This window comes from Enterobacter sp. SM3, assembly GCF_009811935.2.
Taxonomy (GTDB): domain Bacteria; phylum Pseudomonadota; class Gammaproteobacteria; order Enterobacterales; family Enterobacteriaceae; genus Enterobacter; species Enterobacter asburiae_D.
The window spans coordinates 2719425-2745501 of the sequence record NZ_CP099971.1 but is presented as its reverse complement, the minus strand read 5'-3'; the positions used below and the strand labels follow the sequence as shown (position 1 = coordinate 2745501).

At 52.2% G+C, this 26077-nt stretch carries 27 protein-coding genes; 16 read left to right on the top strand and 11 right to left on the bottom strand.

Annotated elements, in window-relative coordinates; all coding sequences use genetic code 11:
* Positions 1–27: 27 nt before the first annotated feature.
* From rssA to galU, 3 genes are all read left to right on the top strand, one after another.
* Positions 28–930, top strand: a complete 903-nt coding sequence (rssA, locus tag GVO84_RS12935; protein WP_121424029.1) for a patatin-like phospholipase RssA — start codon at positions 28–30, stop codon at positions 928–930.
* Positions 931–1021: 91 nt separating this feature from the next.
* A complete protein-coding gene (rssB, locus tag GVO84_RS12930; protein ID WP_159514364.1) occupies positions 1022–2035 on the top strand; it encodes a two-component system response regulator RssB in 1014 nt (337 codons plus the stop codon).
* 200 nt (positions 2036–2235) lie between these two features.
* On the top strand, positions 2236–3144 hold the full coding sequence (galU, locus tag GVO84_RS12925) for a UTP--glucose-1-phosphate uridylyltransferase GalU (protein ID WP_121424025.1): 909 nt from the start codon (positions 2236–2238) through the stop codon (positions 3142–3144).
* 200 nt (positions 3145–3344) lie between these two features.
* Here galU and hns read toward each other — a convergent pair whose 3' ends face one another.
* Complete coding sequence (gene hns, locus GVO84_RS12920) at positions 3345–3758, bottom strand: histone-like nucleoid-structuring protein H-NS (protein WP_008502781.1); 414 nt, start codon at positions 3756–3758, stop codon at positions 3345–3347.
* Between the two features lie 550 nt (positions 3759–4308).
* Here hns and tdk point away from each other — a divergent pair.
* Complete coding sequence (gene tdk / locus GVO84_RS12915; protein ID WP_023335977.1) at positions 4309–4923, top strand: thymidine kinase; 615 nt, start codon at positions 4309–4311, stop codon at positions 4921–4923.
* 65 nt (positions 4924–4988) lie between these two features.
* Here the strand turns inward: tdk and adhE are convergent, their stop codons facing one another.
* Positions 4989–7667: a bifunctional acetaldehyde-CoA/alcohol dehydrogenase gene (gene adhE, locus GVO84_RS12910; protein WP_121424021.1), complete on the bottom strand. Its 2679-nt coding sequence runs from the start codon at positions 7665–7667 to the stop codon at positions 4989–4991.
* A 478-nt stretch (positions 7668–8145) separates the two neighbouring features.
* On the opposite strand from adhE, the gene GVO84_RS12905 reads away from it, so the two are divergent.
* The 7 genes from GVO84_RS12905 to GVO84_RS12875 all read left to right on the top strand — a co-directional run bounded on the left by GVO84_RS12905 (position 8146) and on the right by GVO84_RS12875 (position 16032).
* On the top strand, positions 8146–8793 hold the full coding sequence (locus GVO84_RS12905; RefSeq protein ID WP_023335975.1) for a YchE family NAAT transporter: 648 nt from the start codon (positions 8146–8148) through the stop codon (positions 8791–8793).
* Positions 8794–9562: 769 nt separating this feature from the next.
* Complete coding sequence (gene oppA / locus GVO84_RS12900) at positions 9563–11194, top strand: oligopeptide ABC transporter substrate-binding protein OppA (protein WP_121424019.1); 1632 nt, start codon at positions 9563–9565, stop codon at positions 11192–11194.
* 84 nt (positions 11195–11278) lie between these two features.
* Positions 11279–12199: an oligopeptide ABC transporter permease OppB gene (oppB, locus tag GVO84_RS12895; protein ID WP_008502786.1), complete on the top strand. Its 921-nt coding sequence runs from the start codon at positions 11279–11281 to the stop codon at positions 12197–12199.
* Between the two features lie 14 nt (positions 12200–12213).
* Positions 12214–13122 (top strand): oligopeptide ABC transporter permease OppC, encoded by a 909-nt coding sequence (oppC, locus tag GVO84_RS12890; protein ID WP_047061029.1) that lies wholly within the window; start codon positions 12214–12216, stop codon positions 13120–13122.
* Between the two features lie 11 nt (positions 13123–13133).
* Positions 13134–14147, top strand: a complete 1014-nt coding sequence (locus tag GVO84_RS12885; protein WP_029741727.1) for an ABC transporter ATP-binding protein — start codon at positions 13134–13136, stop codon at positions 14145–14147.
* Positions 14144–15148 carry a murein tripeptide/oligopeptide ABC transporter ATP-binding protein OppF gene (gene oppF, locus GVO84_RS12880; RefSeq protein ID WP_023312094.1) on the top strand — a complete coding sequence of 335 codons (1005 nt, stop codon included), beginning with the start codon at positions 14144–14146 and terminating at the stop codon, positions 15146–15148. The genes GVO84_RS12885 and oppF overlap by 4 nt, the downstream gene beginning before the upstream one ends.
* A gap of 14 nt (positions 15149–15162) precedes the next feature.
* Positions 15163–16032 carry an ion transporter gene (locus GVO84_RS12875; RefSeq protein ID WP_201283064.1) on the top strand — a complete coding sequence of 290 codons (870 nt, stop codon included), beginning with the start codon at positions 15163–15165 and terminating at the stop codon, positions 16030–16032.
* 31 nt (positions 16033–16063) lie between these two features.
* Here the strand turns inward: GVO84_RS12875 and GVO84_RS12870 are convergent, their stop codons facing one another.
* Positions 16064–16393, bottom strand: a complete 330-nt coding sequence (locus tag GVO84_RS12870; protein WP_006810881.1) for an HI1450 family dsDNA-mimic protein — start codon at positions 16391–16393, stop codon at positions 16064–16066.
* A gap of 33 nt (positions 16394–16426) precedes the next feature.
* A complete protein-coding gene (cls, locus tag GVO84_RS12865) occupies positions 16427–17887 on the bottom strand; it encodes a cardiolipin synthase (RefSeq protein WP_159514362.1) in 1461 nt (486 codons plus the stop codon).
* A gap of 144 nt (positions 17888–18031) precedes the next feature.
* Between cls and GVO84_RS12860 the strand changes: the two genes are divergently transcribed.
* The 3 genes from GVO84_RS12860 (at position 18032) to GVO84_RS12850 (ending at position 19996) form a co-directional block, all read left to right on the top strand.
* Positions 18032–18205 carry a YciY family protein gene (locus tag GVO84_RS12860; protein WP_021240326.1) on the top strand — a complete coding sequence of 58 codons (174 nt, stop codon included), beginning with the start codon at positions 18032–18034 and terminating at the stop codon, positions 18203–18205.
* Between the two features lie 109 nt (positions 18206–18314).
* Positions 18315–18950, top strand: coding sequence for a leucine efflux protein LeuE (gene leuE / locus GVO84_RS12855; protein WP_159514361.1), 636 nt, complete (start codon positions 18315–18317; stop codon positions 18948–18950).
* 92 nt (positions 18951–19042) lie between these two features.
* A complete protein-coding gene (locus tag GVO84_RS12850) occupies positions 19043–19996 on the top strand; it encodes a bifunctional helix-turn-helix transcriptional regulator/GNAT family N-acetyltransferase (RefSeq protein WP_159514360.1) in 954 nt (317 codons plus the stop codon).
* Between the two features lie 41 nt (positions 19997–20037).
* Here the strand turns inward: GVO84_RS12850 and GVO84_RS12845 are convergent, their stop codons facing one another.
* Positions 20038–20334 (bottom strand): YciI family protein, encoded by a 297-nt coding sequence (locus GVO84_RS12845; protein WP_032656697.1) that lies wholly within the window; start codon positions 20332–20334, stop codon positions 20038–20040.
* A 220-nt stretch (positions 20335–20554) separates the two neighbouring features.
* Here GVO84_RS12845 and tonB point away from each other — a divergent pair, with 220 nt between their 5' ends.
* On the top strand, positions 20555–21277 hold the full coding sequence (gene tonB, locus GVO84_RS12840; protein ID WP_121424015.1) for a TonB system transport protein TonB: 723 nt from the start codon (positions 20555–20557) through the stop codon (positions 21275–21277).
* A gap of 38 nt (positions 21278–21315) precedes the next feature.
* Here tonB and yciA read toward each other — a convergent pair whose 3' ends face one another.
* The 4 genes from yciA to GVO84_RS12820 all read right to left on the bottom strand — a co-directional run bounded on the left by yciA (position 21316) and on the right by GVO84_RS12820 (position 23584).
* Positions 21316–21711, bottom strand: a complete 396-nt coding sequence (gene yciA, locus GVO84_RS12835; RefSeq protein WP_121424013.1) for an acyl-CoA thioester hydrolase YciA — start codon at positions 21709–21711, stop codon at positions 21316–21318.
* Between the two features lie 104 nt (positions 21712–21815).
* Positions 21816–22355 carry a septation protein A gene (locus tag GVO84_RS12830; RefSeq protein ID WP_023312088.1) on the bottom strand — a complete coding sequence of 180 codons (540 nt, stop codon included), beginning with the start codon at positions 22353–22355 and terminating at the stop codon, positions 21816–21818.
* Positions 22356–22410: 55 nt separating this feature from the next.
* Positions 22411–23154, bottom strand: coding sequence for a YciC family protein (locus GVO84_RS12825; RefSeq protein WP_159514359.1), 744 nt, complete (start codon positions 23152–23154; stop codon positions 22411–22413).
* A 25-nt stretch (positions 23155–23179) separates the two neighbouring features.
* Positions 23180–23584, bottom strand: a complete 405-nt coding sequence (locus GVO84_RS12820) for a YkgJ family cysteine cluster protein (protein ID WP_121424010.1) — start codon at positions 23582–23584, stop codon at positions 23180–23182.
* A 282-nt stretch (positions 23585–23866) separates the two neighbouring features.
* Between GVO84_RS12820 and ompW the strand changes: the two genes are divergently transcribed.
* Positions 23867–24499: an outer membrane protein OmpW gene (ompW, locus tag GVO84_RS12815; RefSeq protein WP_023312086.1), complete on the top strand. Its 633-nt coding sequence runs from the start codon at positions 23867–23869 to the stop codon at positions 24497–24499.
* A 41-nt stretch (positions 24500–24540) separates the two neighbouring features.
* Here ompW and yedF read toward each other — a convergent pair whose 3' ends face one another.
* Positions 24541–24774, bottom strand: a complete 234-nt coding sequence (yedF, locus tag GVO84_RS12810) for a sulfurtransferase-like selenium metabolism protein YedF (RefSeq protein WP_003856774.1) — start codon at positions 24772–24774, stop codon at positions 24541–24543.
* On the bottom strand, positions 24771–25982 hold the full coding sequence (yedE, locus tag GVO84_RS12805) for a selenium metabolism membrane protein YedE/FdhT (protein WP_159514358.1): 1212 nt from the start codon (positions 25980–25982) through the stop codon (positions 24771–24773). The genes yedF and yedE overlap by 4 nt, the downstream gene beginning before the upstream one ends.
* Positions 25983–26077: the final 95 nt, after the last annotated feature.

The following is a 26077-nucleotide window of genomic DNA, read 5'->3' as shown; positions in this document are numbered from 1 at the left end:
GAATCCAGGGGAAGTAAAACAGGACTAATGAGAAAGGTTAAAATTGGACTGGCGCTGGGCTCAGGTGCAGCCCGGGGATGGTCACACATCGGCGTTATTAATGCCTTAAACAAGATGGGCATTGACGTTGATATTGTCGCAGGGTGTTCAATCGGATCGCTTGTCGGCTCCGCCTACGCGTGCGGGAAGCTTCCGGAACTCGAGACGTGGGTGCGCTCCTTCAGTTACTGGGACGTGCTGCGACTGATGGACCTCTCGTGGCAGCGCGGTGGGCTGTTGCGCGGCGAACGCGTATTTAACCAGTTCCGCCAGGTTATGCCTCTCGAAGACTTCACTGATTGTCAGATGCCCTTTGGCGCCGTCGCGACGAACCTTAGCACGGGACGCGAACTCTGGCTGACCGAAGGGGATATTCACCTTGCCGTGCGTGCCTCCTGCAGTATGCCGGGGCTCATGGCGCCTGTCCCACACAACGGCTACTGGCTTGTCGACGGTGGCGTCGTGAACCCGGTCCCCATCTCTTTGACCCGAGCAATGGGGGCAGACATCGTGATTGCCGTCGACCTGCAGCACGACGCTCACCTGATGCAGCAGGACCTCATGCCGGTCAATCTCCAGAGCGAAGATGCCGAGGGCGAGAAACTGGCCTGGCATGAACGCCTGCGCGGAAGAATTGGGCGTATGGCCGCACGTCGATCGGTTGCTGCGCCGACGGCGATAGAAATCATGACCACGTCAATCCAGGTACTGGAGAATCGCCTTAAGCGCAATCGTATGGCTGGCGACCCGCCAGATATTCTTATTCAACCCTACTGTCCGCAAATATCTACCCTTGATTTCCATCGGGCTGAGGCCGCCATCGCAGCGGGCTCGTTAGCCGTCGAAAAGAAAATGGACGAGTTGTTGCCTTTTGTGCAAGCAGCACGTTAAGCACCTTTTTTTGATTACTTCAGCAAAATCTGACAGGCGATAGTGCCGATAGCATGCCACTATTTAGTTACTGTCAGCCAGGGGAGGAACCATGACGCAGCCATTGGCCGGAAAACACATTTTGATTGTTGAAGACGAGCCCGTTTTCCGATCTCTACTGGAATCGTGGTTATCCTCGCTGGGAGCAATCACTTCTCTGGCTGAAGATGGCATCGACGCCCTGGAAAAAATGATCAGCATTACGCCCGATTTGATGATTTGCGACATTGCGATGCCGCGCATGAATGGGCTGAAGCTGGTTGAACATCTGCGCAACGAAGGCAACCAGACGCCGATTCTGGTGATCTCTGCCACAGAGAATATGGCGGATATTGCCAAAGCATTACGTCTTGGCGTACAGGACATTCTGCTTAAACCGGTCAAGGATCTGAACCGGCTTCGTGAAACGGTCTTAGCGTGCCTTTATCCCAATATGTTTAATTCCCGGGTAGAGGAAGAGGAGCGTCTTTTTCAGGACTGGGATGCCCTGGTGAGTAATCCGCCTGCCGCAGCGAAACTGTTGCAAGAACTCCAGCCTCCCGTACAGCAAACTATTTCACACTGTCGCGTAAATTATCGCCAGCTGGTGACGGCTGACCAGCCAGGATTGGTGCTGGATATCGCGCCTCTGTCTGATTCCGACCTTGCATTTTATTCTCTGGATGTCACCCGGGCGGGGGATAATGGTGTATTAGCCGCGTTACTTCTTCGCGCGCTATTTAATGGTTTGCTGCAGGAACAGTTATCGCATCAGGGACAACGGCTGCCGGAGTTAGGCAGTTTACTCAAACAGGTAAACCAGCTTTTTCGCCAGGCCAATTTACCCGGACAGTTCCCGCTGCTGGTCGGCTATTACCACAGCGGTTTAAAGAATCTGATCCTCGTTTCAGCAGGTCTCAATGCTTCACTGAATACCGGTGAACATCATATTCAGGTAAGTAACGGTGTGCCGCTTGGGACATTGGGAACGGCGTATCTTAATCAAATTAGCCACCGCTGTTCCTCCTGGCAGTGCCAAATTTGGGGCGCCGGGGGACGGCTACGCTTAATGTTGTCCACGGAATAAGCAATTGGATCTTAATTTTAAGATTGCTTTACCTGTGTTTTGTGGGGAGTGCTACTATCGCTGCCCAGTTTCATGCGTATTTATCCTAATTGATCGGCAACGCGTTCTTTTCAGACCCGGACTGCGGGGCGAGGCTGATATACTCAACGCGTTATTTATTGCATAAAAGTTCAAAACTTGAACAGCTCAGGAGAATTTGAATGGCTGCCCTAAATTCGAAAGTCAGAAAGGCCGTCATCCCGGTAGCGGGATTGGGGACCAGGATGTTACCAGCAACGAAGGCGATTCCTAAAGAGATGCTGCCTCTGGTTGATAAGCCATTAATCCAGTATGTCGTTAATGAATGTATCGCAGCTGGCATCACTGAAATTGTGCTGGTTACGCATTCATCAAAAAACTCTATCGAAAACCATTTCGATACAAGCTTTGAACTTGAAGCCATGCTGGAAAAGCGTGTTAAGCGTCAGCTGTTAGAAGAAGTTCAGTCTATTTGCCCGCCACACGTTACTATTATGCAGGTTCGTCAGGGCCTGGCGAAAGGTCTGGGCCACGCTGTTATGTGTGCGCATCCTGTTGTGGGTGATGAGCCTGTCGCGGTAATTCTGCCAGACGTTATTCTGGACGAATACGAATCCGATCTTTCTCAGGATAACCTGGCTGAGATGATCAAACGTTTCGACGAAACCGGCAGCAGCCAGATCATGGTTGAGCCTGTTGAAGACGTGACGGCATACGGTGTGGTTGACTGCAAAGGCGTTAACCTTGAGCCGGGCGAAAGTGTGCCAATGGTTGGCGTGGTAGAGAAGCCTAAAGCCGACGTAGCGCCTTCAAACCTGGCCGTCGTAGGCCGCTACGTTCTGAGCGCGGAAATCTGGCCTCTGCTGGCGAAAACGCCTCCAGGAGCGGGTGATGAGATCCAACTGACGGATGCCATCGATATGCTGATCGAGAAAGAGACCGTTGAGGCTTACCATATGAAAGGTAAGAGCCACGACTGCGGTAATAAGCTCGGTTATATGCAGGCGTTTGTTGAATATGGTATTCGCCACAATACCCTTGGCGAAGAATTTAAAACCTGGCTCAAAGAGAGCGCTGGTTTTAAGAAATAAGCCAGGGCTGAAAATGTTCGAAACCGGTGAGGCGCTGCCCACCGGTATTTTTATGTCCAAAACACCCCGGAATCAGCGTGGTTGTAAGCGTTGTGAAATAGCCGAATAACACGTTATGACAGAGTGTAAGGGGATGTTTGCGACAAATTTTGGTTAAAAAAAATCCCGCATTACGCGGGATTTTTCTGAATGTGGCGTGATTAATCCTTGATCAGGAAATCATCCAGCTGTTTACCTTGCTCATCCATGGCTTTCTTGATAACAGCAGGAGTACGACCCTGGCCAGTCCAGGTTTTAGTTTCGCCGTTCTCGTCAACGTAGCTATATTTAGCAGGACGAGCAGCACGCTTGGCTTTGGTACCGGTTTTAGCGGCAGCCATGCTGTTCAGCAATTCATTTGGATCGATACCATCAGCAATCAGCATTTCACGATATTGCTGCAGTTTACGAGTACGCTCTTCGATTTCAGCAGCAGCAGCGCTTTCTTCTTCGCGACGTTCATTAACTACAACTTCTAATTTTTCCAGCATTTCTTCAAGCGTTTCGAGGGTGCATTCTCTTGCCTGCGCACGAAGAGTACGGATGTTGTTCAGAATTTTAAGTGCTTCGCTCATTGTAGTAATCTCAAACTTATAATGGGGGGTGGTTTGTTGACCTAATAATAGAGCCATAAATTCAGATGTGCAATAGCCAGGAATGTAAGGAATTCAAAAAATACTAAATAATGTCACTATTATTAATTACGCTAACTTAAATTTCATCACCCGACTGTCTCGCCTGATATCACGTTAACCTGCTCAACCCGGCCGATTGCATCTTTTTTTTGTGACATTTACCGCAGGAATTATAGTTGCGGCGGATAAATATCAGCCTTTTGTATTAGTTCCCACCCGTGATGTTAAGACTGAAATAGTTAATAAATGGTGAATTTTAATGAACGGTGATTCCACTATAAAAAGAAGTGTTATGTTTGGCTGAACATATAACATATTGACCTGGCTGAATGCGTTTACTTCATGTTTTAACGGATTATTTTCGCAAACAGTAGGCGCTGAACTCCGCGCTGAACCGCTTCCTCTGTGCGCTGTATCGCTGATGACCTGACAAAATATGGTACAATGACTCATCGGGAATATTACACATTGATTGGGGTTTTTACGGCCAATGGCACAACTTTATTTCTACTATTCGGCGATGAATGCCGGTAAATCCACCGCGTTGCTGCAATCCTCGTACAATTACCAGGAGCGCGGGATGCGTACCGTTGTTTATACAGCTGAAATTGACGATCGCTTTGGCGCAGGGAAGGTGAGTTCAAGAATAGGGCTCTCGTCGCCTGCCAGGCTGTTTAACCCGAAGACCGATCTGTTTGAAGACATTCGCACAGAACATGCTGCTCAGCCCATTCACTGCGTCCTGGTCGATGAGAGCCAGTTTCTGACGCGTGAACAGGTTCACGCCCTTTCTGAGGTGGTTGATGAACTCGATATCCCGGTGCTTTGTTACGGGCTGCGCACGGATTTCCGCGGTGAGCTCTTTGCCGGGAGTCAGTATTTGCTTGCCTGGTCGGATAAACTCGTCGAACTGAAAACGATCTGTTTCTGCGGTCGCAAAGCCAGTATGGTGCTTCGTCTCGACCAGGCCGGAAAACCTTATGCAGATGGTGAGCAGGTGGTGATAGGCGGTAATGAACGCTATGTATCGGTATGTCGTAAGCATTACAAAGAAGCGCTGTCTGTAGGCTCGCTGACGGCGATTCAGCACGACAACAGGAAATAAGGTTAGCCTTATTATTAAGACATAAAAAAACCCGCCATAAAGGCGGGTTTTTCATTTGCTGTCAGTTAAGCGCTTTTCTTCGCTTTCTTGTCAGCTTTGATGACAGGAACTTCTGTTTTCACAGCGGCAACGTCATTTTCTTTGAACTCACGACCGTAGAAGGTATCCAGCAGAATCTGTTTCAGCTCGGAGATCAGTGGGTAGCGCGGGTTAGCACCAGTACACTGGTCATCGAATGCATCTTCAGACAGCTTGTCTACGTGAGCGAGGAAGTCAGCTTCCTGAACGCCTGCTTCACGGATAGATTTAGGAATACCCAGTTCAGCTTTCAGGCTTTCCAGCCATGCCAGCAGTTTCTCAATCTTCGCAGCAGTACGGTCGCCCGGTGCGCTCAGACCAAGGTGGTCTGCGATTTCAGCATAACGACGACGCGCTTGCGGACGGTCGTACTGGCTGAAAGCAGTCTGCTTGGTTGGGTTGTCGTTAGCGTTATAACGGATAACGTTGCTGATCAACAGGGCGTTCGCCAGACCGTGAGGAATGTGGAACTGAGAACCCAGCTTGTGCGCCATAGAGTGGCAAACACCCAGGAAGGCGTTCGCAAACGCGATACCAGCGATGGTTGCTGCACTATGAACGCGTTCACGCGCTACAGGGTTTTTAGACCCTTCGTTATAGGACGCTGGCAGGTTTTCTTTCAGCAGTTTCAGCGCCTGCAGGGCCTGACCGTCAGAGAACTCAGACGCCAGAACAGAAACGTAAGCTTCCAGGGCGTGAGTTACCGCATCCAGACCACCGAACGCACACAGTGACTTCGGCATTTCCATGACCAGGTTCGCATCAACGATGGCCATGTCTGGGGTCAGTGCATAGTCAGCCAGTGGGTATTTCTGACCTGTTGCATCGTCTGTTACAACCGCGAATGGGGTCACTTCTGAACCGGTACCGGAAGTGGTGGTTACCGCGATCATTTTCGCTTTTACGCCCATTTTCGGGAACTTGTAGATACGTTTACGGATGTCCATAAAGCGCAGCGCCAGTTCTTCGAAGTGGGTTTCAGGATGCTCGTACATGACCCACATGATTTTCGCGGCGTCCATTGGGGAACCACCACCCAGTGCGATAATCACATCTGGTTTGAAGGAGTTAGCCAGCTCAGCACCTTTACGCACAACGCTCAGGGTAGGGTCAGCTTCAACTTCAAAGAACACTTCAGTCTCAACGCCAGCCGCTTTCAGCACAGAGGTGATCTGGTCAGCGTAGCCGTTGTTGAACAGGAAACGGTCAGTCACGATGAGCGCACGTTTGTGGCCATCAGTAATCACTTCATCCAGCGCGATTGGCAGTGAGCCACGGCGGAAGTAGATAGATTTCGGAAGTTTGTGCCACAACATGTTTTCAGCTCGCTTAGCAACGGTTTTCTTGTTGATCAGGTGTTTTGGACCAACGTTTTCAGAGATGGAGTTACCACCCCAGGAACCACAACCCAGAGTCAGGGAAGGTGCGAGTTTAAAGTTGTACAGGTCACCGATACCACCCTGAGAAGCAGGGGTGTTAATCAGGATACGTGCAGTTTTCATCATCTGACCGAAGTGAGCAACACGTTCTGGCTGGTTATCCTGGTCGGTGTACAGACAAGACGTGTGACCGATACCGCCCATGGCAACCAGCTTCTCGGCTTTCTCTACCGCGTCTTCGAAATCTTTCGCACGGTACATTGCAAGCGTTGGAGACAGTTTTTCGTGTGCAAACGGCTCGCTTTCGTCGACAACTTTCACTTCACCGATCAGGATTTTGGTTGTTGCCGGAACGGTAAAGCCTGCGAGTTCAGCAATTTTGTACGCTGGCTGACCCACGATAGCGGCGTTCAGCGCGCCATTTTTCAGGATGATGTCCTGAACCGCTTTCAGCTCTTTGCCCTGCAGCAGGTAGCCGCCGTGGCTGGCGAAACGTTCGCGAACGGCGTCGTACACGGAATCGACAACAACAACAGACTGTTCAGATGCACAGATCACGCCGTTATCGAAGGTTTTAGACATCAGTACAGACGCAACGGCACGTTTGATGTCAGCGGTTTCGTCGATAACAACTGGGGTGTTACCGGCGCCAACACCGATGGCAGGTTTACCGGAGCTGTATGCGGCTTTAACCATGCCAGGACCACCGGTCGCCAGGATCAGGTTAATGTCCGGATGATGCATCAGGGCATTGGAGAGCTCAACGGAAGGTTGGTCGATCCAGCCAATCAGATCTTTAGGTGCGCCAGCAGCGATCGCCGCCTGCAGGACAATATCCGCAGCTTTGTTAGTCGCGTCTTTCGCACGTGGGTGTGGAGAGAAGATGATTGCGTTACGGGTCTTCAGGCTAATCAGTGATTTGAAGATAGCAGTAGACGTTGGGTTAGTAGTCGGAACAATACCGCAGATGATGCCGATAGGTTCAGCGATGGTGATGGTACCGAAGGTGTCGTCTTCGGACAGCACGCCACAGGTTTTCTCATCTTTATAGGCGTTGTAGATATACTCGGAAGCAAAGTGGTTTTTGATCACTTTATCTTCCACGATACCCATGCCGGATTCGGCAACGGCCATTTTAGCGAGAGGGATTCGAGCATCTGCAGCAGCCAGTGCGGCCGCGCGGAAGATTTTATCAACCTGTTCTTGGGTGAAATTGGCATATTCACGCTGGGCTTTTTTAACGCGCTCGACGAGTGCGTTCAGTTCAGCGATATTAGTAACAGCCATAATGCTCTCCTGATAATGTTTAAACTCTTTTAGTAAACCAGCGCTCGATACGTCACACAGTATAGACAGAGCCGATACGACTTGCGTAACACAAAGTAAAACAAAGAGTTACTTTCTGCGTCAGCACACTAATTTACTAAAAGAGCCTTACCTTAGCATCATCCCTTTATGTCAGGCGATCTCCCTGGGGGCGTAACCAAGATTACTCACTTCTGAGTACGGAAATCATGATCTGCGTCAATTTTCCCCCAAGCTGATACCTTTCAGCAGGGTTATTTCGTTGAGATTTTTCCAGTGTTAAATAATTACGTAAGTATTGGAAGTGGCGCTATCATTGATTATACATATGTTTAACATCCTGAAATGATAACGTTTTGCCACAGATTTCGAGTGAAGTGTGCTAATAAAAAGGGTATCTTCAGCGCGATTTCTCACAACAAATTGTCAGTCCCGGGCATGTGTATAAGCGGAGCAAAACGTGATCCAAACGCTCTTTGATTTTCCAACGTATTTTAAATTTTTTATTGGTTTGTTTGCCCTGGTCAACCCGGTGGGGATCATTCCTGTCTTCATTAGTATGACGAGTTACCAGACGGCGGCGGCCAGGAATAAGACCAACCTCACCGCTAACCTGTCAGTGGCTATCATATTGCTCACCTCCCTTTTTCTGGGTGACGCCATTCTCCAGCTCTTCGGGATTTCGATCGACTCTTTCCGCATTGCGGGTGGGATCCTGGTCGTGACCATCGCCATGTCCATGATCAGCGGTAAGCTGGGCGAGGATAAACAGAACAAGCAGGAGAAGTCAGAAACCGCCATCCGCGAAAGTATTGGCGTGGTGCCGCTGGCCTTACCGCTCATGGCTGGCCCCGGCGCCATCAGTTCAACTATTGTCTGGGGCACGCGTTACCATAGCCTGATGCACCTGATTGGTTTTTCCATCGCCATTGCGCTTTTCGCGCTCTGCTGTTGGGGCGTATTCCGCATGGCACCCTGGCTGGTGCGCCTGTTGGGGCAGACGGGCATTAACGTCATAACACGTATCATGGGCCTGCTGCTGATGGCGTTAGGGATTGAATTCATCGTGACGGGTATTAAAAGCATTTTCCCCGGTTTGCTGCACTGATATTTCGTATGAAAGAACGGAGCGACGGCTCCGTTTTTTACGTCATTATCAGTAAATCCTATAACTAAAGTTGAAATGCTCACATATCATAATAAATTCTACTAATAATGTTCATTGCTTGTATTTCAACAAGTTATTAATTCCCCTAAAACCCGCCTGCGCAGAAAATCTGCGATCGCTCTGTTATTTTACTCACATGATACTCTTGGGCTTGCTGAGCGATAACCGAAATGATATTAGTAATTTCAACATTCCCCTAGATGAATGTGCTAAATAATAACCAGTTGTTAAATTTTTGTACAAAATCATTCGAAGATAGCGCAGCGACGCGCTTATAGAGAAAAATTTCTCTATCTCGTTGAATATCATGTTTTTTATGTGGTGTTCGATGTCCGGCAGGGCTGCCCTCAACGATGCGGTACTCACCGTAAAAGAGAATTGCTTAACAAATTTGCAAAATGTATTGGCGCGCGTTTACGCCATTTGATACTTTCCGGCCTAATATTTTGCAGCATAAAACAAGCAGATGAGAATTATTTTCATATAGTTCTCTTCTCAGATATCCAGCGCAGGTCTCAAACAGGGGAGGCCTGTAAAGAATCGACGCAAGACGGCCATACGAGCGGTCAGTAATAAAAAAGTCGGTGATAGCAAGCAGTAAAAGAAGAACCTGACAGCAGCAAAAAAAACTCCTGCGCTGTACAGGCCCCAACAGGGGATTACACAGCTGGCGAAGGCCAGTCATTATAATGAGTGGAGTACCAACACAATGTCCATCATCACAAAAAAAAATCTGGTAGCGGCGGGGATTTTAACTGCGCTAATCGCAGGCAACGCTGCAATGGCTGCGGACGTTCCTGCAGGTGTTCAACTGGCTGAGAAACAGACGCTGGTGCGTAACAACGGTGCAGAAGTTCAGTCTCTTGACCCGCACAAAATTGAAGGTGTTCCTGAGTCTAACGTTAACCGCGACCTGTTCGAAGGCCTGCTGGTGACAGACGTAGACGGCCACCCGGCGCCGGGTGTTGCAGAAAAATGGGAAAACAAAGATTTCAAAGTCTGGACCTTCCATCTGCGTAAAGATGCGAAATGGTCCGACGGTACACCGGTCACAGCCGAAGATTTCGTATATAGCTGGCAGCGTCTGGCAAACCCAAACACCGCCTCTCCGTATGCGAGCTACCTGCAATATGGCCACATCGCCAATATTGATGACATCATCGCGGGCAAAAAGCCGATTACCGACCTGGGCGTAAAAGCGATCGATGCTAATACCTTTGAAGTGACGTTGAGCGAACCTGTTCCGTACTTCTATAAGCTGCTGGTTCACCCGTCCGTCTCCCCGGTACCAAAATCCGCCGTGGAAAAATTTGGTGAGAAATGGACGCAGCCTGCCAACATCGTAACCAACGGTGCCTATAAGCTGAAAGACTGGGTGGTCAACGAACGTATGGTGCTTGACCGTAACCCGCAGTATTGGGATAACGCGAAAACCGTTATTGACCAGGTGACCTACCTGCCAATCTCTTCTGAAGTGACTGACGTTAACCGCTACCGCAGCGGTGAAATCGACATGACCTATAACAACATGCCGATTGAACTGTTCCAGAAACTGAAAAAAGAGATCCCTAAAGAAGTTCACGTCGATCCGTACCTGTGCACCTACTACTACGAAATCAACAACCAGAAAGCACCGTTCACCGACGTACGTGTACGTACTGCGCTGAAGCTGGCACTGGATCGCGATATCATCGTGAACAAAGTGAAAAACCAGGGCGACCTGCCGGCGTACAGCTATACCCCTCCATACACCGATGGCGCAAAACTGACCGAGCCAGACTGGTTCAAACAGACTCAGGAACAGCGTAACGCCGAAGCGAAGAAACTGCTGGCCGAAGCGGGCTACACCGCAGATAAGCCGCTGACCTTCAGCCTGCTGTACAACACCTCCGATCTGCACAAAAAACTGGCTATCGCCGTCGCCTCGATCTGGAAAAAGAACCTGGGCGCGAACGTGAAGCTGGAGAACCAGGAGTGGAAAACCTTCCTCGACAGCCGTCATCAGGGCACCTTTGATGTGGCACGTGCTGGCTGGTGTGCGGACTATAACGAACCGACCTCCTTCCTGAACACCATGCTGAGCGACAGCTCGAACAACACCGCTCACTATAAGAGCCCGGCGTTCGACAAGCTGATTGGCGACACGCTGAAAACCACTGACGAAGCACAGCGTACAGAACTGTACTCTAAGGCCGAGCAGCAGCTGGATAAAGATTCCGCGATCGTTCCGGTTTACTACTACGTTAACGCCCGCCTGGTGAAACCGTGGGTAGGTGGGTATACCGGTAAAGACCCGATGGATAATATCTACGTTAAAAACTTGTATATTATCAAGCATTAATGGCAATGAGTGGGGCGGGCGTGCTCGCCCCACGGTGTCTAACCAACGTCACATAATATAGGCACACGCCAGAAGGTACGGGCAATGTTGAAATTTATCCTACGTCGCTGTCTTGAAGCGATTCCAACGCTATTTATTCTCATCACGATTTCCTTCTTCATGATGCGCCTTGCGCCGGGAAGTCCATTTACCGGTGAGCGTACGCTGCCGCCTGAAGTCATGGCGAATATCGAAGCGAAATACCACTTGAACGATCCTATCTCCACCCAGTACTTCAATTACCTGAAGCAGCTGGCCCACGGCGATTTTGGACCGTCATTTAAATATAAAGACTATTCCGTTAACGACCTGGTTGCGTCCAGCTTCCCGGTTTCGGCTAAGTTGGGTGCTGCGGCATTTATTCTGGCCATCGTTTTCGGCGTCACCGCAGGCGTTATCGCCGCGCTCAGACAAAATACCAAATGGGATTATGCCGTAATGGGGGTGGCAATGACCGGGGTAGTGATACCCAGCTTCGTTGTCGCGCCATTACTGGTGATGATATTTGCCATCACGCTGAAGTGGCTGCCTGGCGGCGGCTGGAACGGCGGGGCATTGAAGTTCATGATTTTGCCGATGGTGGCATTATCTCTGGCGTACATCGCCAGTATCGCGCGTATCACCCGTGGTTCAATGATCGAAGTGCTGCACTCGAACTTCATTCGTACCGCGCGCGCTAAGGGGCTGCCGATGCGTCGGATTATCTTCCGCCACGCGCTCAAACCGGCGCTGTTGCCCGTGCTCTCCTACATGGGACCGGCATTCGTCGGGATCATCACCGGCTCTATGGTTATCGAAACAATCTACGGTCTGCCTGGCATTGGTCAGCTGTTCGTTAACGGCGCGCTCAACCGCGACTATTCGCTGGTACTGAGCCTGACGATTCTCGTCGGTGCGCTGACCATTCTCTTTAACGCTATCGTCGATGTGCTGTATGCCGTCATCGACCCGAAAATTCGTTACTAACGCTGGAGCACGCCATGATGTTGAGTAAGAAAAACAGCGAGGCGCTGGAAAACTTCAGTGAAAAACTGGAAGTAGAAGGTCGTAGCCTCTGGCAGGACGCGCGCCGTCGCTTTATGCACAACCGTGCAGCGGTTGCCAGTCTGATTGTTCTGGTGATCATCGCGCTGTTTGTGACCCTGGCGCCGATGCTGTCGCAATTTACCTATTTCGACACCGACTGGGGCATGATGTCCAGCGCGCCGGATATGGAATCAGGGCACTATTTCGGCACGGACTCCTCGGGACGCGACCTGCTGGTGCGTGTCGCTATCGGTGGCCGTATCTCGCTGATGGTCGGTATTGCTGCCGCGCTGGTGGCGGTGATCGTGGGTACGCTTTACGGCTCACTTTCCGGCTATCTTGGCGGCAAAATAGACTCGGTAATGATGCGTCTGCTGGAAATCCTGAACTCCTTCCCGTTCATGTTCTTCGTCATCCTGCTGGTGACCTTCTTCGGCCAGAACATCCTGCTGATCTTCGTGGCCATCGGGATGGTGTCCTGGCTGGATATGGCGCGTATCGTTCGCGGCCAGACGCTGAGCCTCAAACGCAAAGAGTTTATCGAAGCCGCGCAGGTAGGCGGTGTATCTACCGGGAATATCGTGGTTCGCCATATCGTTCCTAACGTGCTGGGCGTGGTGGTGGTCTATGCCTCACTGCTGGTGCCAAGCATGATCCTGTTTGAATCTTTCCTGAGCTTCCTGGGTCTGGGTACACAAGAGCCACTGAGCAGCTGGGGCGCGCTGCTGAGCGATGGCGCAAACTCGATGGAAGTTTCACCGTGGCTGCTGCTTTATCCGGCGGGTTTCCTGGTCGTCACCCTGTTTTGTTTTAACTTTATCGGCGATGGCCTGCGTGATGCCCTCGACCCGAAAGATCGTTAAGGAGCGCCGTCATGACAATTATTGAAACGGCCACTGCGCCACAGGTGCAACAGCAGAACAATCTTCTGCTGGATGTGAAAGACCTTCGCGTGACCTTTAAAACGCCGGACGGGGATGTTACCGCCGTCAACGATCTCAACTTTAACCTGCGTGCGGGTGAAACGCTGGGGATCGTGGGTGAGTCCGGTTCCGGAAAATCCCAGACTGCCTTTGCGCTGATGGGCCTGCTGGCCTCTAACGGCGTGATTGGGGGTTCCGCTAAATTCAACGGTCGTGAAATCCTCAACCTGCCGGAACACGAGCTGAACAAGCTGCGTGCCGAACAGATCTCGATGATTTTCCAGGATCCCATGACCTCGCTGAATCCGTATATGCGCGTAGGCGAGCAGCTGATGGAAGTCCTGATGCTGCACAAAGGCCTGGGCAAAGCGGAAGCCTTCGAAGAGTCGGTCAAAATGCTGGATGCGGTGAAAATGCCGGAAGCACGCAAGCGTATGCGCATGTTCCCGCACGAGTTTTCAGGCGGTATGCGTCAGCGCGTGATGATTGCGATGGCGCTGCTGTGCCGGCCAAAGCTGCTGATCGCCGATGAACCTACCACCGCGCTGGACGTTACCGTTCAGGCGCAAATCATGACCCTGTTGAACGAGCTGAAGCGTGAGTTCAACACGGCGATTATCATGATCACCCACGACCTGGGCGTGGTGGCGGGCATCTGTGACAAAGTGCTGGTGATGTACGCCGGTCGTACCATGGAATACGGCAAAGCGCGCGATGTCTTCTATCAGCCTGCGCACCCGTACTCGATTGGTCTGCTGAATGCGGTGCCGCGTCTTGATGCGGAAGGGGAATCCCTGCTCACCATTCCGGGCAACCCGCCAAACCTGCTGCGTCTGCCGAAAGGCTGTCCGTTCCAGCCGCGCTGCCCGCACGCGATGGAAATCTGCAACAGCGCTCCGCCGCTGGAAGAGTTTGCACCAGGCCGTCTGCGCGCCTGCTTTAAGCCGCAGGAGGAGCTGGTATGAACGCATTAGATGAAAAACGCAACGTGCTGCTCGAAATCGCCGACCTTAAAGTGCATTTCGACATCAAAGACGGCAAACAGTGGTTCTGGCAGCCGCCTAAGACCCTGAAAGCGGTGGATGGCGTCACGCTGCGCCTGTACGAAGGGGAAACCCTGGGCGTGGTGGGAGAGTCCGGCTGCGGTAAATCGACCTTTGCGCGAGCCATTATCGGCCTGGTAAAGGCTACCGACGGAAAAGTGGCCTGGCTGGGTAAAGATCTGCTGGGCATGAAACCCGACGAGTGGCGCGAGGTGCGCAGCGATATCCAGATGATTTTCCAGGATCCGCTGGCGTCGCTTAACCCGCGTATGACCATCGGCGAGATTATTGCCGAGCCGCTGCGAACCTATCATCCGAAGATGTCTCGTCAGGAAGTGCGCGATCGCGTTAAGGCAATGATGATGAAAGTCGGCCTGTTGCCTAACCTCATCAACCGCTATCCGCATGAATTCTCCGGCGGTCAGTGCCAGCGTATTGGTATTGCCCGTGCGCTGATCCTCGAACCGAAGCTGATTATCTGCGATGAGCCGGTTTCCGCGCTGGACGTCTCCATTCAGGCCCAGGTGGTTAACCTGCTGCAGAAGCTGCAGCGCGAAATGGGGCTGTCGCTGATCTTCATCGCGCATGACCTGGCCGTGGTGAAACACATCTCTGACCGCGTGCTGGTGATGTACCTGGGTCATGCCGTGGAGCTGGGCACCTATGACGAGGTGTATCACAATCCACTGCACCCTTACACCAGAGCGCTGATGTCCGCGGTGCCGATCCCCGATCCCGATTTGGAGAAAAATAAAACCATCCAGCTTCTGGAAGGGGAATTACCCTCACCGATTAACCCGCCGTCGGGCTGCGTCTTCCGCACGCGCTGCCCAATGGCCGGGCCGGAATGTGCGAAAACGCGACCGGTTCTGGAAGGCAGTTTCCGACATGCGGTTTCCTGCCTGAAAGTAGACCCGTTATAATCGCAAGGGCTGACATGATGTCAGCCCTTATTTTTTGCGAGGTCACTGTGTCGCGTTTATTCACGTCAGCCCGTCGGCGGCTATATCATTTTTTATTCGATCCTGAAACGGTAACCGGACGACGCTTCGAAGGTCTTTGCGGTTTATTTGCGCTCCTCAGCGTGGTTGTCATCTTTATTGAATCGGGTGCCGGGACGCAATACCACCTGACGTTTGATGAATGGCATATCTTTGTCTGGCTCGAGCTGGCGATTACCCTGGTCTTTACCGCTGAATATCTCCTCCGGGTAATAGCCTGGCCCAACCCGGCCAGATATGTTTTCAGCTTCTGGGGATTTATCGATTTAGCCACCATCCTGCCGCTCTACGTGATGTGGCTGTGGCCGGAGATCAGCCTGAGCTATGTCTTTGCCTGGCGAGCGATGCGCGTGATTCGGGTATTACGTATTCTGAAATTACTGCGTTTTATGCCGTCATTACGCGTGTTCTGGAGTGCCATCGTCAGCGCGCGGCATCAGCTTATTCTGTTCTACTCGTTTATTGCCATCGTCATGATTGTTTTTGGCGCGCTGATGTATTTAATAGAAGGGCCGAAGTATGGCTTTACGACGCTCAATGCGTCCGTCTACTGGGCCATCGTGACCGTCACTACCGTGGGTTACGGTGATATCACGCCCCATACGCCACTGGGTCGCATTGTGGCATCAGTGCTGATTTTGATTGGCTATTCGGTGATTGCGATCCCGACGGGACTGATTACCACGCACATGAGCAGTGCCTTTCAGAGCCGCAAGCAGCAGCGCAAATGTCCTCATTGCCAGCAGGGTGAACATGAACACAGCGCGCGATTTTGTTACCGCTGCGGCAGTGAATTGCCGGAGTAAATAAAAAAGGCTGCAATCGCAGCCTTTTTTATTATTCGCGCCAGAGTATATGACACAGCTTGTGGTCTTTCTCACGACATAGCAGGACGCGAGCGAAAATATCGTTAATTTCGCCGCCATCTTCATCGGCCAGCCCAATCACCACTTCGGCAAAGAAGTCCGGATTCAGGTCGAAATCCACATGCTCAGCCCAGTCTTCTGAAGGGTCGAACAATTCAGCGCCGCCGCGCTCTTCGAACTGCAGATTAAAGAGGATCACGTCTGCGGGATCGAGGTTATCAACCGCCAGTTCGAGAAAAATGTCATAGGCCTGCTCGAGCGTTTCGTCTTCGGTCAGGCGATTGTTCAGATCCATTTCCATGTTGACTACCTGTTTAACATCGTTGGGCACGTTTTACAGCAACGGACTAAAGAAGTAAAACAGTCGTTCGGCAATTCTCTGCCACAGCGGACGTTTTACCCACAGTCTGGCATCCAGTAGCCGCGAGCGGGAGATATAATCATCCTGCACCGCGGCGAGATCGCCGCCAAAGCCGGCATCATCAATGACCAGCGTAATTTCAAAGTTTAGCCACAGGCTGCGCATATCCAGGTTGACCGTTCCCACCAGGCTCAGTTCACCGTCGACGAGAACGCTCTTGGTGTGGAGTAACCCGCCTTCAAACTGGTAAATTTTCACCCCGGCGGCCAGCAGTTCGCTAAAGAATGCCCGGCTGGCCCAGCCTACCAGTAGGGAGTCATTTTTACGCGGCAAAATGATGCTCACATCGACACCGCGCTGCGCGGCGGTACAGATCGCGTGCAGGAGGTCATCGCTGGGGACAAAGTAGGGTGTCGTCATGATCAGATATTCACGCGCTGCGTAGGTTGCCGTCAGCAGCGCCTGATGGATTAAATCCTCCGGGAAGCCCGGCCCGGAAGCAATGGTATGAATAGTGTGCCCGCTGGCCTCTTCAAACGGCATAATATTGCCGTCCGGCGGCGGCGGCAGGATACGCTTGCCGGTTTCAATCTCCCAGTCGCAGGAATAAACGATGCCCATCGAGGTGGCAATCGGCCCCTCCATTCGCGCCATCAAATCTACCCATTGACCCACGCCCGAGTCCTGTTTGAAGAAGCGCGGGTCAACCATGTTCATACTGCCGGTGTAGGCAATATAGTTATCGATCATGATCATTTTGCGATGCTGGCGGAGATCCATCCGGCGCAGAAACACGCGCAGGAGATTGACCTTAAGCGCTTCAACCACTTCGATCCCGGCATTACGCATCATGCCCGCCCAGGGGCTACGGAAAAAGGCCACGCTACCCGCGGAGTCAAGCATCAGGCGGCAATGAATGCCGCGACGTGCGGCAGCCATCAGCGACTCAGCGACCTGGTCAGCCATCCCGCCGGGCTGCCAGATATAAAAAACCATCTCGATATTATGACGCGCCAGTTGGATATCGCGGATTAACGCCTGCATGACGTCGTCGGATGAGGTCAGCAGCTGCAGCTGGTTACCCTTAACACCGCCAATCCCCTGGCGGCGCTCGCACAGCTTAAACAGTGAGGAGGCGACGCTGCTGTTCTCCTCGGCAAAGATATGCTTGCAGGCTTTAAGGTCGTGGAGCCACTTCGCGGTTGAGGGCCACATGGCACGGGCCCGCTCGGCGCGGCGTTTACCCAAATGAAGCTCGCCGAAAGAGAGATAGGCAATAATTCCCACCAGCGGGAGGATATAAATGATCAGAAGCCAGGCCATGGCAGAGGGTACGGCTCTGCGCTTCATCAGGATGCGTAATGTCACACCCGCGATTAACAGCCAGTATCCCAAAATGACCAGCCAACTCACCACGGTGTAGAAGGTTGTCATAGGTAAAAAAATCCTTTTGAAAGCGTATTGTTATGAGTGTACGCATCAGGATTCATCTGGCAAATAAAAACGCCAGGTAAAAGCGCTGGTTTGCTGCCGGGTTGGGTTTATAATGGCGACTCTGTGAGTTAAAGAGTTGTAGACATGAAGCGCAGTAGAACTGAAGTAGGGCGCTGGCGCATGTTGCGACAGGTGAGTCGTCGCAAGGCTCGTTGGCTGGAAGCACAATCCCGCCGCAATATGCGTATTCACGCCATCAGAAAATGTGGAATGACCCGGCACCGTAACGCGTTGCTGTTCGCAGTCCAGGATATCTGAGTACCATGAGGGCACCGTAATGGTGCCCGCTGATTTTATAGCGTCTGATTTTTTGGGAATAGCGTATTTGCAGCGTTGTTCCTGCTGTGTTTAGCAAAAGGAGGGAGAAGTGTTTGCGGAGTTTGGCGTACTGAATTTCTGGACGTATGTTGTTGGTGCGTTTTTTATTGTGCTGGTGCCAGGGCCGAATACCCTGTTTGTGCTCAAAACCGGGATTGGTCACGGCGTTAAAAAAGGGTATCTCGCCGCGACAGGCGTATTTATCGGTGATGCGGTACTGATGTTTCTGGCCTGGGCGGGCGTCGCGGCATTAATCCAGACCACGCCGGTACTGTTCAATATCGTGCGCTATCTCGGGGCCTTCTATCTGCTCTGGCTGGGGGGCAAAATGCTCTGGTCGGTGGTGAATCGTCAAAAAAGCGCGCATGAGAGCGGCCCTGAACCTGCCAGTATGATCATGAAACGTTCGCTGGTATTAAGCCTGACCAACCCCAAAGCGATTCTGTTCTACGTATCGTTCTTCGTTCAGTTCATTGACGTGAATGCACAAAGTACCGGCACTTCTTTCCTGATCCTCGCCACGACGCTGGAGTTAATAAGCTTCATGTACATGAGCTTCCTGATCTTCTCCGGCGCGTTTGTCACACGTTACCTGAAAACCAAAAAGAAACTGGCAAAGCTGGGGAACGGTCTGATAGGGCTGTTGTTTGTTGGATTTGCGGCGAGGCTGGCATCGCTGCATTGATGAATGAAAGGCTCCTGAGGGAGCCTTTTTATTATGTTTGACAACCCCTCACCATTTAGTTGTATAGTACAACTAAATGGTGAGGACTGAACATGCACAGCGAAACCCCGGTAGTCAGTGTTATTCGACGTTCCTCGCGCCTGATGGTGCGAGAGTTAGGTTTTATGGCCTCGACCCTGGCCTCAACAAACTACTCCCCTTCGGCAGTCCATACCCTGGTCGAAATCGCCTTACGCAAAGAGATGACGGCGAGTCAGCTGGTGCAGCTGCTGGGCCTGGAAAAGTCCAGCGTCAGTCGGATGCTGGCTCGTCTGATTGCTGCGGGCGAACTTGAGGAGGTGACTTCACCTGAAGATGCGAGAGCGAAGAGTCTCAGGCTGACCGCGAAAGGTCATGAGACGGTCAGTAAAATTAATACCTTTAGCAATGAGCGCGTGGTCTCAGCAATAAAGCGTCTTGCTCCTGCCCAGCAGCAGACCATTTCTGAGGGACTCTCCCTCTATGCCAACGCGCTGCTGGCGTGCCGTGAAAAGGGCAATGACACGCGCCCCGACGAGCTTACGATAGTTAAGGGGTATATTCCCGGCATGATTGGCCGTATCGCGGAGATGCACGGGGTTTATTACGCGCGTGAGCACCATTTTGGCCGCTTTTTTGAGGCCAAAGTGGCTACAGGTGTTGCAGAATTTAGTGACCGCCTGGATAAGCCATGCAACCAGATCTGGCTGGCGGTGATGAACGACAGGATAGTGGGGTCGGTGGCGATAGACGGCGAGGATTTAGCGCCGGGTGAAGCCCATCTTCGCTGGTTTATTCTTGATGATGGCTGTCGGGGACACGGGGTGGGGAAAAAACTGCTGACCGAAGCGATGCGCTTTTGCGACAGCCTTGGTTTCTCTGCCGTGCATCTCTGGACATTCAATAAGCTGACCGCCGCACGACGTTTATACGAATCGTTTGGATTTACGCTCGTCAAAGAGTGGGAAGGCGACCAGTGGGGAAGCCTTATTACAGAGCAGCAGTTTACCCGGTATAAAGACGCCTAACCGCCGCGATAAAAAAGGCTCCTTTCGGAGCCGCTTTGGTATCAGAACACTTTCTTATACGGTCGAACCGTCACTTTCGCATACACACCTGCTGCAACATACGGATCTGCGTCAGCCCATGCCTGAGCGGTTTCCTGAGATTCAAACTCAGCAATCACGGTGGAACCGGCAAAACCGGCGGCACCCGGATCGTTGCTGTCTACTGCAGGCATTGGGCCGGCGGTCAGTAAACGACCCTCATCCTGGAGCAGCTGCAAACGTGCCAGATGTGCAGGGCGCACGGCCTGGCGTTTTTCGAGCGAATCAGCAACATCTTCAGAGTAAATCACGTAAAACACGGCGAAGCTCCTTAACCGGTAAAAGTGTCAGTTACGTTATGTGAAAGGGCAAACGACTGCAATGTAAAATAAAAACAATGTTAATACCCTGATCTGAATGCGCCTTTTTTGGCCTCTCATGCGCTAAAGTTGCGTCAGAACAAAGTGTCTTATTGAATATGATTGCTATTTGCATTTAAAATCAGGGTTCGGTTTTTTAACGTTGATGATTATGACTTCGATGACCCTTGATTTACCTCGCCGCTTTCCCTGGCCGACGCTGCTTTCTGTCGTGATTCACGGTGCTGTTGTTGCGGGTTTGCTGTATACCTCGGTTCATCAGGTTATTGAAATGCCCGCGCCCGCGCAGCCGATTTCGGTGACGATGGTCTCGCCAGCGGATCTCGAACCGCCGCAGGTTGCCCCTCCGCCGCCTCAGCCGGTAGCTGAACCTGAGCCAGAGCCCGAGCCTGTTCCGGCGCCACCGAAGGAAGCGCCGGTGGTGATCCACAAGCCTGAACCGAAGCCAAAACCTAAGCCGAAGCCAAAGCCGGTGAAGAAGATCGAGGAGCGTCCAAAACGCGAAGAACGTCCGGTTGAACCGCGCGCGACCCAGACGGTCGAGAATGCGGCGCCTTCGCGTCCGGTGATGAATAACACCGCAACAGCGCCTAAGCCGACAGTCAGTGCCCCGGCAGGCCCGCGCGCGCTGAGTCGCAACCAGCCTCAGTATCCCGCACGCGCGCAGGCCTTACGTATTGAAGGCCGCGTACGGGTAAAATTTGACGTCACTGCGGATGGCCGCGTGGATAACGTGGAAATCTTGTCCGCTCAGCCTTCTAATATGTTTGAGCGCGAAGTGAAATCGGCGATGCGCAGATGGCGCTATGAAGCCGGAAAACCGGGCAGCGGACTGATTGTGAATATTGTTTTCCGCCTGAACGGCGGGGCGCAGATGGAATAAAAAAAGCCTCCTGACGGAGGCTTTTTTTTGCCTGTCGATCAGGCCTGCGGAAGTTGACGAGGTTTACCCTGACTATCCACGGCGACATAAATAAACAGCGCTTCGGTGGCCTTATAACGCTGCCCAATAGGTTCAGAAGAGACTTTCTTAACCCATACTTCGATGTTGATTGAAATAGAGGTGTTGCCGCGTTTGACGCAGCGCGCGTAGCAGCAAACCACATCTCCCACGGCAACCGGGCGCAGGAAGGTCATGCCGTCCACTCGCACAGTCACCACGCGCCCGTGGGCAATCTCTTTTGCCAGAATTGCGCCGCCCATATCCATCTGCGACATCAGCCAGCCGCCAAAAATATCGCCATTGGCATTGGTGTCAGCGGGCATTGCCAGTGTGCGTAAAACCAGTTCGCCCTGCGGGGCGTTATTTGTTGTCATTGTTTTAACTCGTAACGGAAGACTTCAGGCGGGATGCTACTATGATTTCACAGCGGAGAGAATAGACCAGAACGCCAGTCGTTGACGTTCTGGTCAGTCATTACTCAGTGCTTGTCGTCCTGCGGCATGTGGCGATAGATGTATACACCGCTTAACAGCGTGAAGATAAGCGTCAGCGCGGTCAGGCCGAAGACCTTGAAGTTGACCCAGATATTCTGCGGCAGCCAGAAGGCGATATAGATATTGGCAAGACCACAGAGAATAAAGAAGACCGCCCAGGCGATATTCAGACGGGACCAGACTTCCTGAGGCAGCGTCAGCTCTTTGCCCAGCATGCGCTGGATCAGCGGCTTTTTCATGACCCACTGGCTGATTAACAATGCGCCCGCAAACAACGCGTAAATAACGGTCACTTTCCACTTAATAAATTCATCGTTGTGGAAGAACAGCGTAAGCCCGCCGAACACGGCGACCAGGACGAACGTTATCAGCGCCATCTTTTCGACTTTACGATAGCGCACCCAGCTGTAGATCAGTACAACAGCGGTCGCAACGATCAGCGCAGTGGTCGCGGCATAAATGTCATACAGCTTATAAAAAGCAAAAAAGACCACGAGCGGTAAAAAATCAAGAAACTGCTTCATTCTGTGATTCCATCTTCTGAGCGGGGCGGGAGGCTGCGATGCCCCCGCCTCAGGATTACTGACGAATTAACATATACAGGCGGAACAGATAGACCAGCAGTACCGCTGAAATCAGGTTGCTCAGCGTATTCGCCACTACCGCGCCAACATTTGGCGTTAATACCGCGAAATTCGGTGCAAACAGCAGCAGGAGCGTTTTGGCGAGCAGCCAGCCGATCACGGCGGGAGCCACCAGACGCATATTAGTCCACGCCAGTCTGATGCTGCTGCGCATCGCGGTAAAAATCCCCATCTTATCTTGCACGACCATCACAGGCGCGAATGAGAGCACGATAGCCAGTAATACGCCCGGCACCACAACAAGCATAATCCCCATTTGCACCAGCATGGTGGTTAAAAAGATCAGGATAAACAGCTTAGGTAAGACTGGCGCACTGGCACCAATCGCCCGTAAAGCGCTGACCCGGTGACCTGCCGATACCAGCTGAATCATCAGCAAAACGCCGCCCGCCAGAACCGCATTACCAATCAGGCCTGAGAACGTGGATGCGGCAGACGCCCGCAGCAGAATTTGCTGCTGTTCCGGCGTCATGTTTTGCACCAGTTCAAATAGCCCCACGCTTCCGGCAAGGTGGTCGCCCTGACTCAGGCTGGCAATCTGTTCATCACTCGGTGAGAAGGCATGGCCCAGCACCACCGTGATAAAGGCACATAGCAACGCGATCAGTAAAAAGGTTATGAACTGATTGCGGAAAAAGTTTCCCGTGTCACGGTAGACAGACTTCGCCGTGATAGACATGCACTCTCCTTGAGTATTGCAGGTGTTAATTAGCCGGCAATTGTACACCGGATGCGCCTGCTGTGGCAGCATCAAGGCTTGTATGGAAAAGCATATCTTTGTAAAGCGGCGGTAATCCAACGCGTGCCCGGGCGCGATTGCAGGCTACGTTGACCTGCCCATCTTCCCCCGACATGGCAAATTCCCGACACGGGCTGGGCCGATCCTCATAGATAGAACATCGGGTAGAGACCCCTGGCTCACCCTGTAGCGCGACGCAGCGGACCTGCTTTTGGTTGGTGCCGCTCATGCAGCGCAGAAAAGGCGTTAGCGGCTCTGTTAGATGAACCGGAACGGTACCGCCGCCATCGCTGGCTTCGGCCCAGTAGAAAGAGACTCGAAAATACGCACAACAGGCTCCGCACGTCATGCACGGGTTGATATCACTCATGGCACACCTGCTAAAGAAGAACGCATCAAATCAATTTGTGAGAGCGATAAATTATCCAGCCGCCTGAGGAAGAGCAAGAGGGGGAAAAGGGAAAATTTTGTAACTGTGAAATGCCAAAAATTGACATGGAAACAACTTATCGCTTTTGGATGCGTAACAAAAAATTAATCCAGATCAATGAATGTTAAGTTACTGGTTTTAATGTGATCTGTAGCAGATCACTTATTACTCATTTGTGAGTATATTCTCACCCGCGATTAAAACCACAACGATGGAGCGGATATGAAAAAATTAGCGGTGGCAGCCCTTGTATTAAGCAGTCTCTCTGGCGGCGCGTATGCGCATGAAGCAGGCGAATTCTTTATTCGTGCCGGTTCGGCTACGGTTCGCCCAACTGAAGGATCGGATAACGTGCTGGGTATGGGCGGTTTTAACGTCAGTAATAACACCCAGTTAGGGTTAACGTTCACCTATATGGCGACGGAAAACGTTGGTGTTGAGCTTCTGGCTGCAACGCCGTTCCGTCATCGCGTGGGTCTGGGCGCAACCGGTGATATTGCTACGGTTCACCATTTACCGCCAACGCTGATGGCGCAATGGTATTTTGGTGATGCCAGCAGCAAGGTGCGCCCTTATATTGGCGCCGGTGTGAACTACACCACCTTCTTTGACGAGAAGTTTAACGATACCGGTAAAGAGGCCGGTCTGACTGACCTCAGCCTGAAAGATTCATGGGGTATGGCGGGGCAGGTCGGTCTGGATTATCTGATTAACCGCGACTGGCTGATCAACGCCTCGGTCTGGTACATGGATATTGATACGGACGTACGCTTCAAGGCGGGCGGTCAGCAGCAAAGTATCAATACGCGCCTGGATCCGTGGGTGTTTATGTTCTCTGCGGGTTATCGTTTCTAATCCCACCGTTCAATGCGCCCCGACGGGGCGCATATCATTTATCACTTCTGAATCAAATAGCGAATGGTCGGGCCATCCTGCTGGATATCCAGCACCGTGTAGCCGTGGTTTTTTGCATCCAGCGGAATGTTGTTAATGGACTGCGGGCAGTCGCTGACCACTTCCAGAATTTCCCCTTTCTTGAGCTGCGGTAGCGCTTCAAGCGTGGCAACAGCCGGATAAGGGCAGGGTTCACCGACCATATCCAGACGGTAATCGGGCACGATCTCTTTCATGCAGCATTCTCCTGGGTTTCTGTTTTAACACTCGCACGACGGAAGAAGCGTTTCTCCTGCGCGACAACCAGTAAAAAAGCGACCAGCAGCAGGGCGTAGGTAACGAGCAGGCCGCCGAGGGGGCCGAAGGTGCTCAGCAGGTTGACCTTGTCCCAACTCGTGGCAAGCGCCGGAGACAGATCGTCCCAGAAGTACGCCAGGATCGTCGAGCCGATCACATTTCCCAGTCCCACCCACCAGTAATGCACCTGACCTTCAACGGCGCGGTACATCCAGCCGGTTTCGCATCCGCCAGCCAGTACGATCCCGAACCCGAACAGCAGGCCGCCAATGACCGCGTTAGGACCGGCCCACATGATTTTCGGTTCGACGCCGAGCTGAACATAGCTGAAGATACCGATGGCGCTGACCGCCATTCCGGCGATAATCGCCTTCGCCATCATCGTCCGACCGGTGATCCACATATCGCGAAACGCGGAGGTAAAGCAGATCTGCGCGCGTTCAATGAGCAGACCAAAACTCACGCCGAACAGCATCGCCAGGCCAAGTTTGGGCTGGTTCATCGCAGTGCACATTGCCCAGGCGACCATAGCAAAAAAGACCAGCATACCGAGGCGGAAACGGCGACGCGCCTGAGAGGGCTTTTGGGTTAACGGAGACGCTGCGCTGACTTTTGTCATTTTCACCGGAATGCGGAACAGCGGCAGCAGGGTGAATTTTGCGCCAAAGTAAGAGCCGATGGCCGTGGCGACAGCAAAAAACCAGGCGTGAAGCGAAAACTGAGGAATCCCCGTAAAGAAAGCGGCCAGGTTACAGCCCATCGCCAGACGGGCCCCAAACCCGGCAATGATACCGCCGACCACCGCCTGCATTATGCGAATCCGGCTTTTGGGCATACGCAACTTAACGTTGTTTGCCCACAGCGCCGCCGCGAAACAGCCGCCGAACATGCCGATGATCATCATCCCGTCGATGCGGGTAAGCGGCGTGCCGTCCAGATGAATGAGTTTAAAGTACCCCCACTCTTCGGTATGCACGCCAGCGAGCTGCAGCAATTGACCACCCCAGCGGGTGAACTCGCCGGTTACGGCCCAGAAGGTGCCGGTAATGCCGAAATAGAAGGTAGAGAGAATGCCTGCCGCGATAACGGCCGGAACGGGTGACCAGAACTTAACCAGGTAAGTCTGTTTGAAGTATTGCCATGACATGAATAAGCCTCTGAACTCAGAAGGATTAAAGATAAAAAAGAGTCCAGATCATACGCTTACATGACAGTTTGAAAAGCCATTCATACCGAAAATAT

What these genes read in the sequence shown, in the direction of transcription:
- adhE (WP_121424021.1), bottom strand. Translation starts at nt 7,667, where the DNA reads ATGGCTGTTACTAATATCGCTGAACTGAACGCACTCGTCGAGCGCGTT.
- GVO84_RS12860 (WP_021240326.1), top strand. Translation starts at nt 18,032, where the DNA reads ATGAAGCGCAGTAGAACTGAAGTAGGGCGCTGGCGCATGTTGCGACAG.
- yedE (WP_159514358.1), bottom strand. Translation starts at nt 25,982, where the DNA reads ATGTCATGGCAATACTTCAAACAGACTTACCTGGTTAAGTTCTGGTCA.
- GVO84_RS12885 (WP_029741727.1), top strand. Translation starts at nt 13,134, where the DNA reads ATGACAATTATTGAAACGGCCACTGCGCCACAGGTGCAACAGCAGAAC.
- oppC (WP_047061029.1), top strand. Translation starts at nt 12,214, where the DNA reads ATGATGTTGAGTAAGAAAAACAGCGAGGCGCTGGAAAACTTCAGTGAA.
- GVO84_RS12850 (WP_159514360.1), top strand. Translation starts at nt 19,043, where the DNA reads ATGCACAGCGAAACCCCGGTAGTCAGTGTTATTCGACGTTCCTCGCGC.
- oppA (WP_121424019.1), top strand. Translation starts at nt 9,563, where the DNA reads ATGTCCATCATCACAAAAAAAAATCTGGTAGCGGCGGGGATTTTAACT.
- yciA (WP_121424013.1), bottom strand. Translation starts at nt 21,711, where the DNA reads ATGACAACAAATAACGCCCCGCAGGGCGAACTGGTTTTACGCACACTG.
- rssA (WP_121424029.1), top strand. Translation starts at nt 28, where the DNA reads ATGAGAAAGGTTAAAATTGGACTGGCGCTGGGCTCAGGTGCAGCCCGG.
- cls (WP_159514362.1), bottom strand. Translation starts at nt 17,887, where the DNA reads ATGACAACCTTCTACACCGTGGTGAGTTGGCTGGTCATTTTGGGATAC.
- oppB (WP_008502786.1), top strand. Translation starts at nt 11,279, where the DNA reads ATGTTGAAATTTATCCTACGTCGCTGTCTTGAAGCGATTCCAACGCTA.
- galU (WP_121424025.1), top strand. Translation starts at nt 2,236, where the DNA reads ATGGCTGCCCTAAATTCGAAAGTCAGAAAGGCCGTCATCCCGGTAGCG.
- tonB (WP_121424015.1), top strand. Translation starts at nt 20,555, where the DNA reads ATGACCCTTGATTTACCTCGCCGCTTTCCCTGGCCGACGCTGCTTTCT.
- tdk (WP_023335977.1), top strand. Translation starts at nt 4,309, where the DNA reads ATGGCACAACTTTATTTCTACTATTCGGCGATGAATGCCGGTAAATCC.
- GVO84_RS12825 (WP_159514359.1), bottom strand. Translation starts at nt 23,154, where the DNA reads ATGTCTATCACGGCGAAGTCTGTCTACCGTGACACGGGAAACTTTTTC.
- rssB (WP_159514364.1), top strand. Translation starts at nt 1,022, where the DNA reads ATGACGCAGCCATTGGCCGGAAAACACATTTTGATTGTTGAAGACGAG.
- GVO84_RS12870 (WP_006810881.1), bottom strand. Translation starts at nt 16,393, where the DNA reads ATGGAAATGGATCTGAACAATCGCCTGACCGAAGACGAAACGCTCGAG.
- hns (WP_008502781.1), bottom strand. Translation starts at nt 3,758, where the DNA reads ATGAGCGAAGCACTTAAAATTCTGAACAACATCCGTACTCTTCGTGCG.
- GVO84_RS12875 (WP_201283064.1), top strand. Translation starts at nt 15,163, where the DNA reads ATGATGTCAGCCCTTATTTTTTGCGAGGTCACTGTGTCGCGTTTATTC.
- GVO84_RS12820 (WP_121424010.1), bottom strand. Translation starts at nt 23,584, where the DNA reads ATGAGTGATATCAACCCGTGCATGACGTGCGGAGCCTGTTGTGCGTAT.
- ompW (WP_023312086.1), top strand. Translation starts at nt 23,867, where the DNA reads ATGAAAAAATTAGCGGTGGCAGCCCTTGTATTAAGCAGTCTCTCTGGC.
- oppF (WP_023312094.1), top strand. Translation starts at nt 14,144, where the DNA reads ATGAACGCATTAGATGAAAAACGCAACGTGCTGCTCGAAATCGCCGAC.
- GVO84_RS12830 (WP_023312088.1), bottom strand. Translation starts at nt 22,355, where the DNA reads ATGAAGCAGTTTCTTGATTTTTTACCGCTCGTGGTCTTTTTTGCTTTT.
- yedF (WP_003856774.1), bottom strand. Translation starts at nt 24,774, where the DNA reads ATGAAAGAGATCGTGCCCGATTACCGTCTGGATATGGTCGGTGAACCC.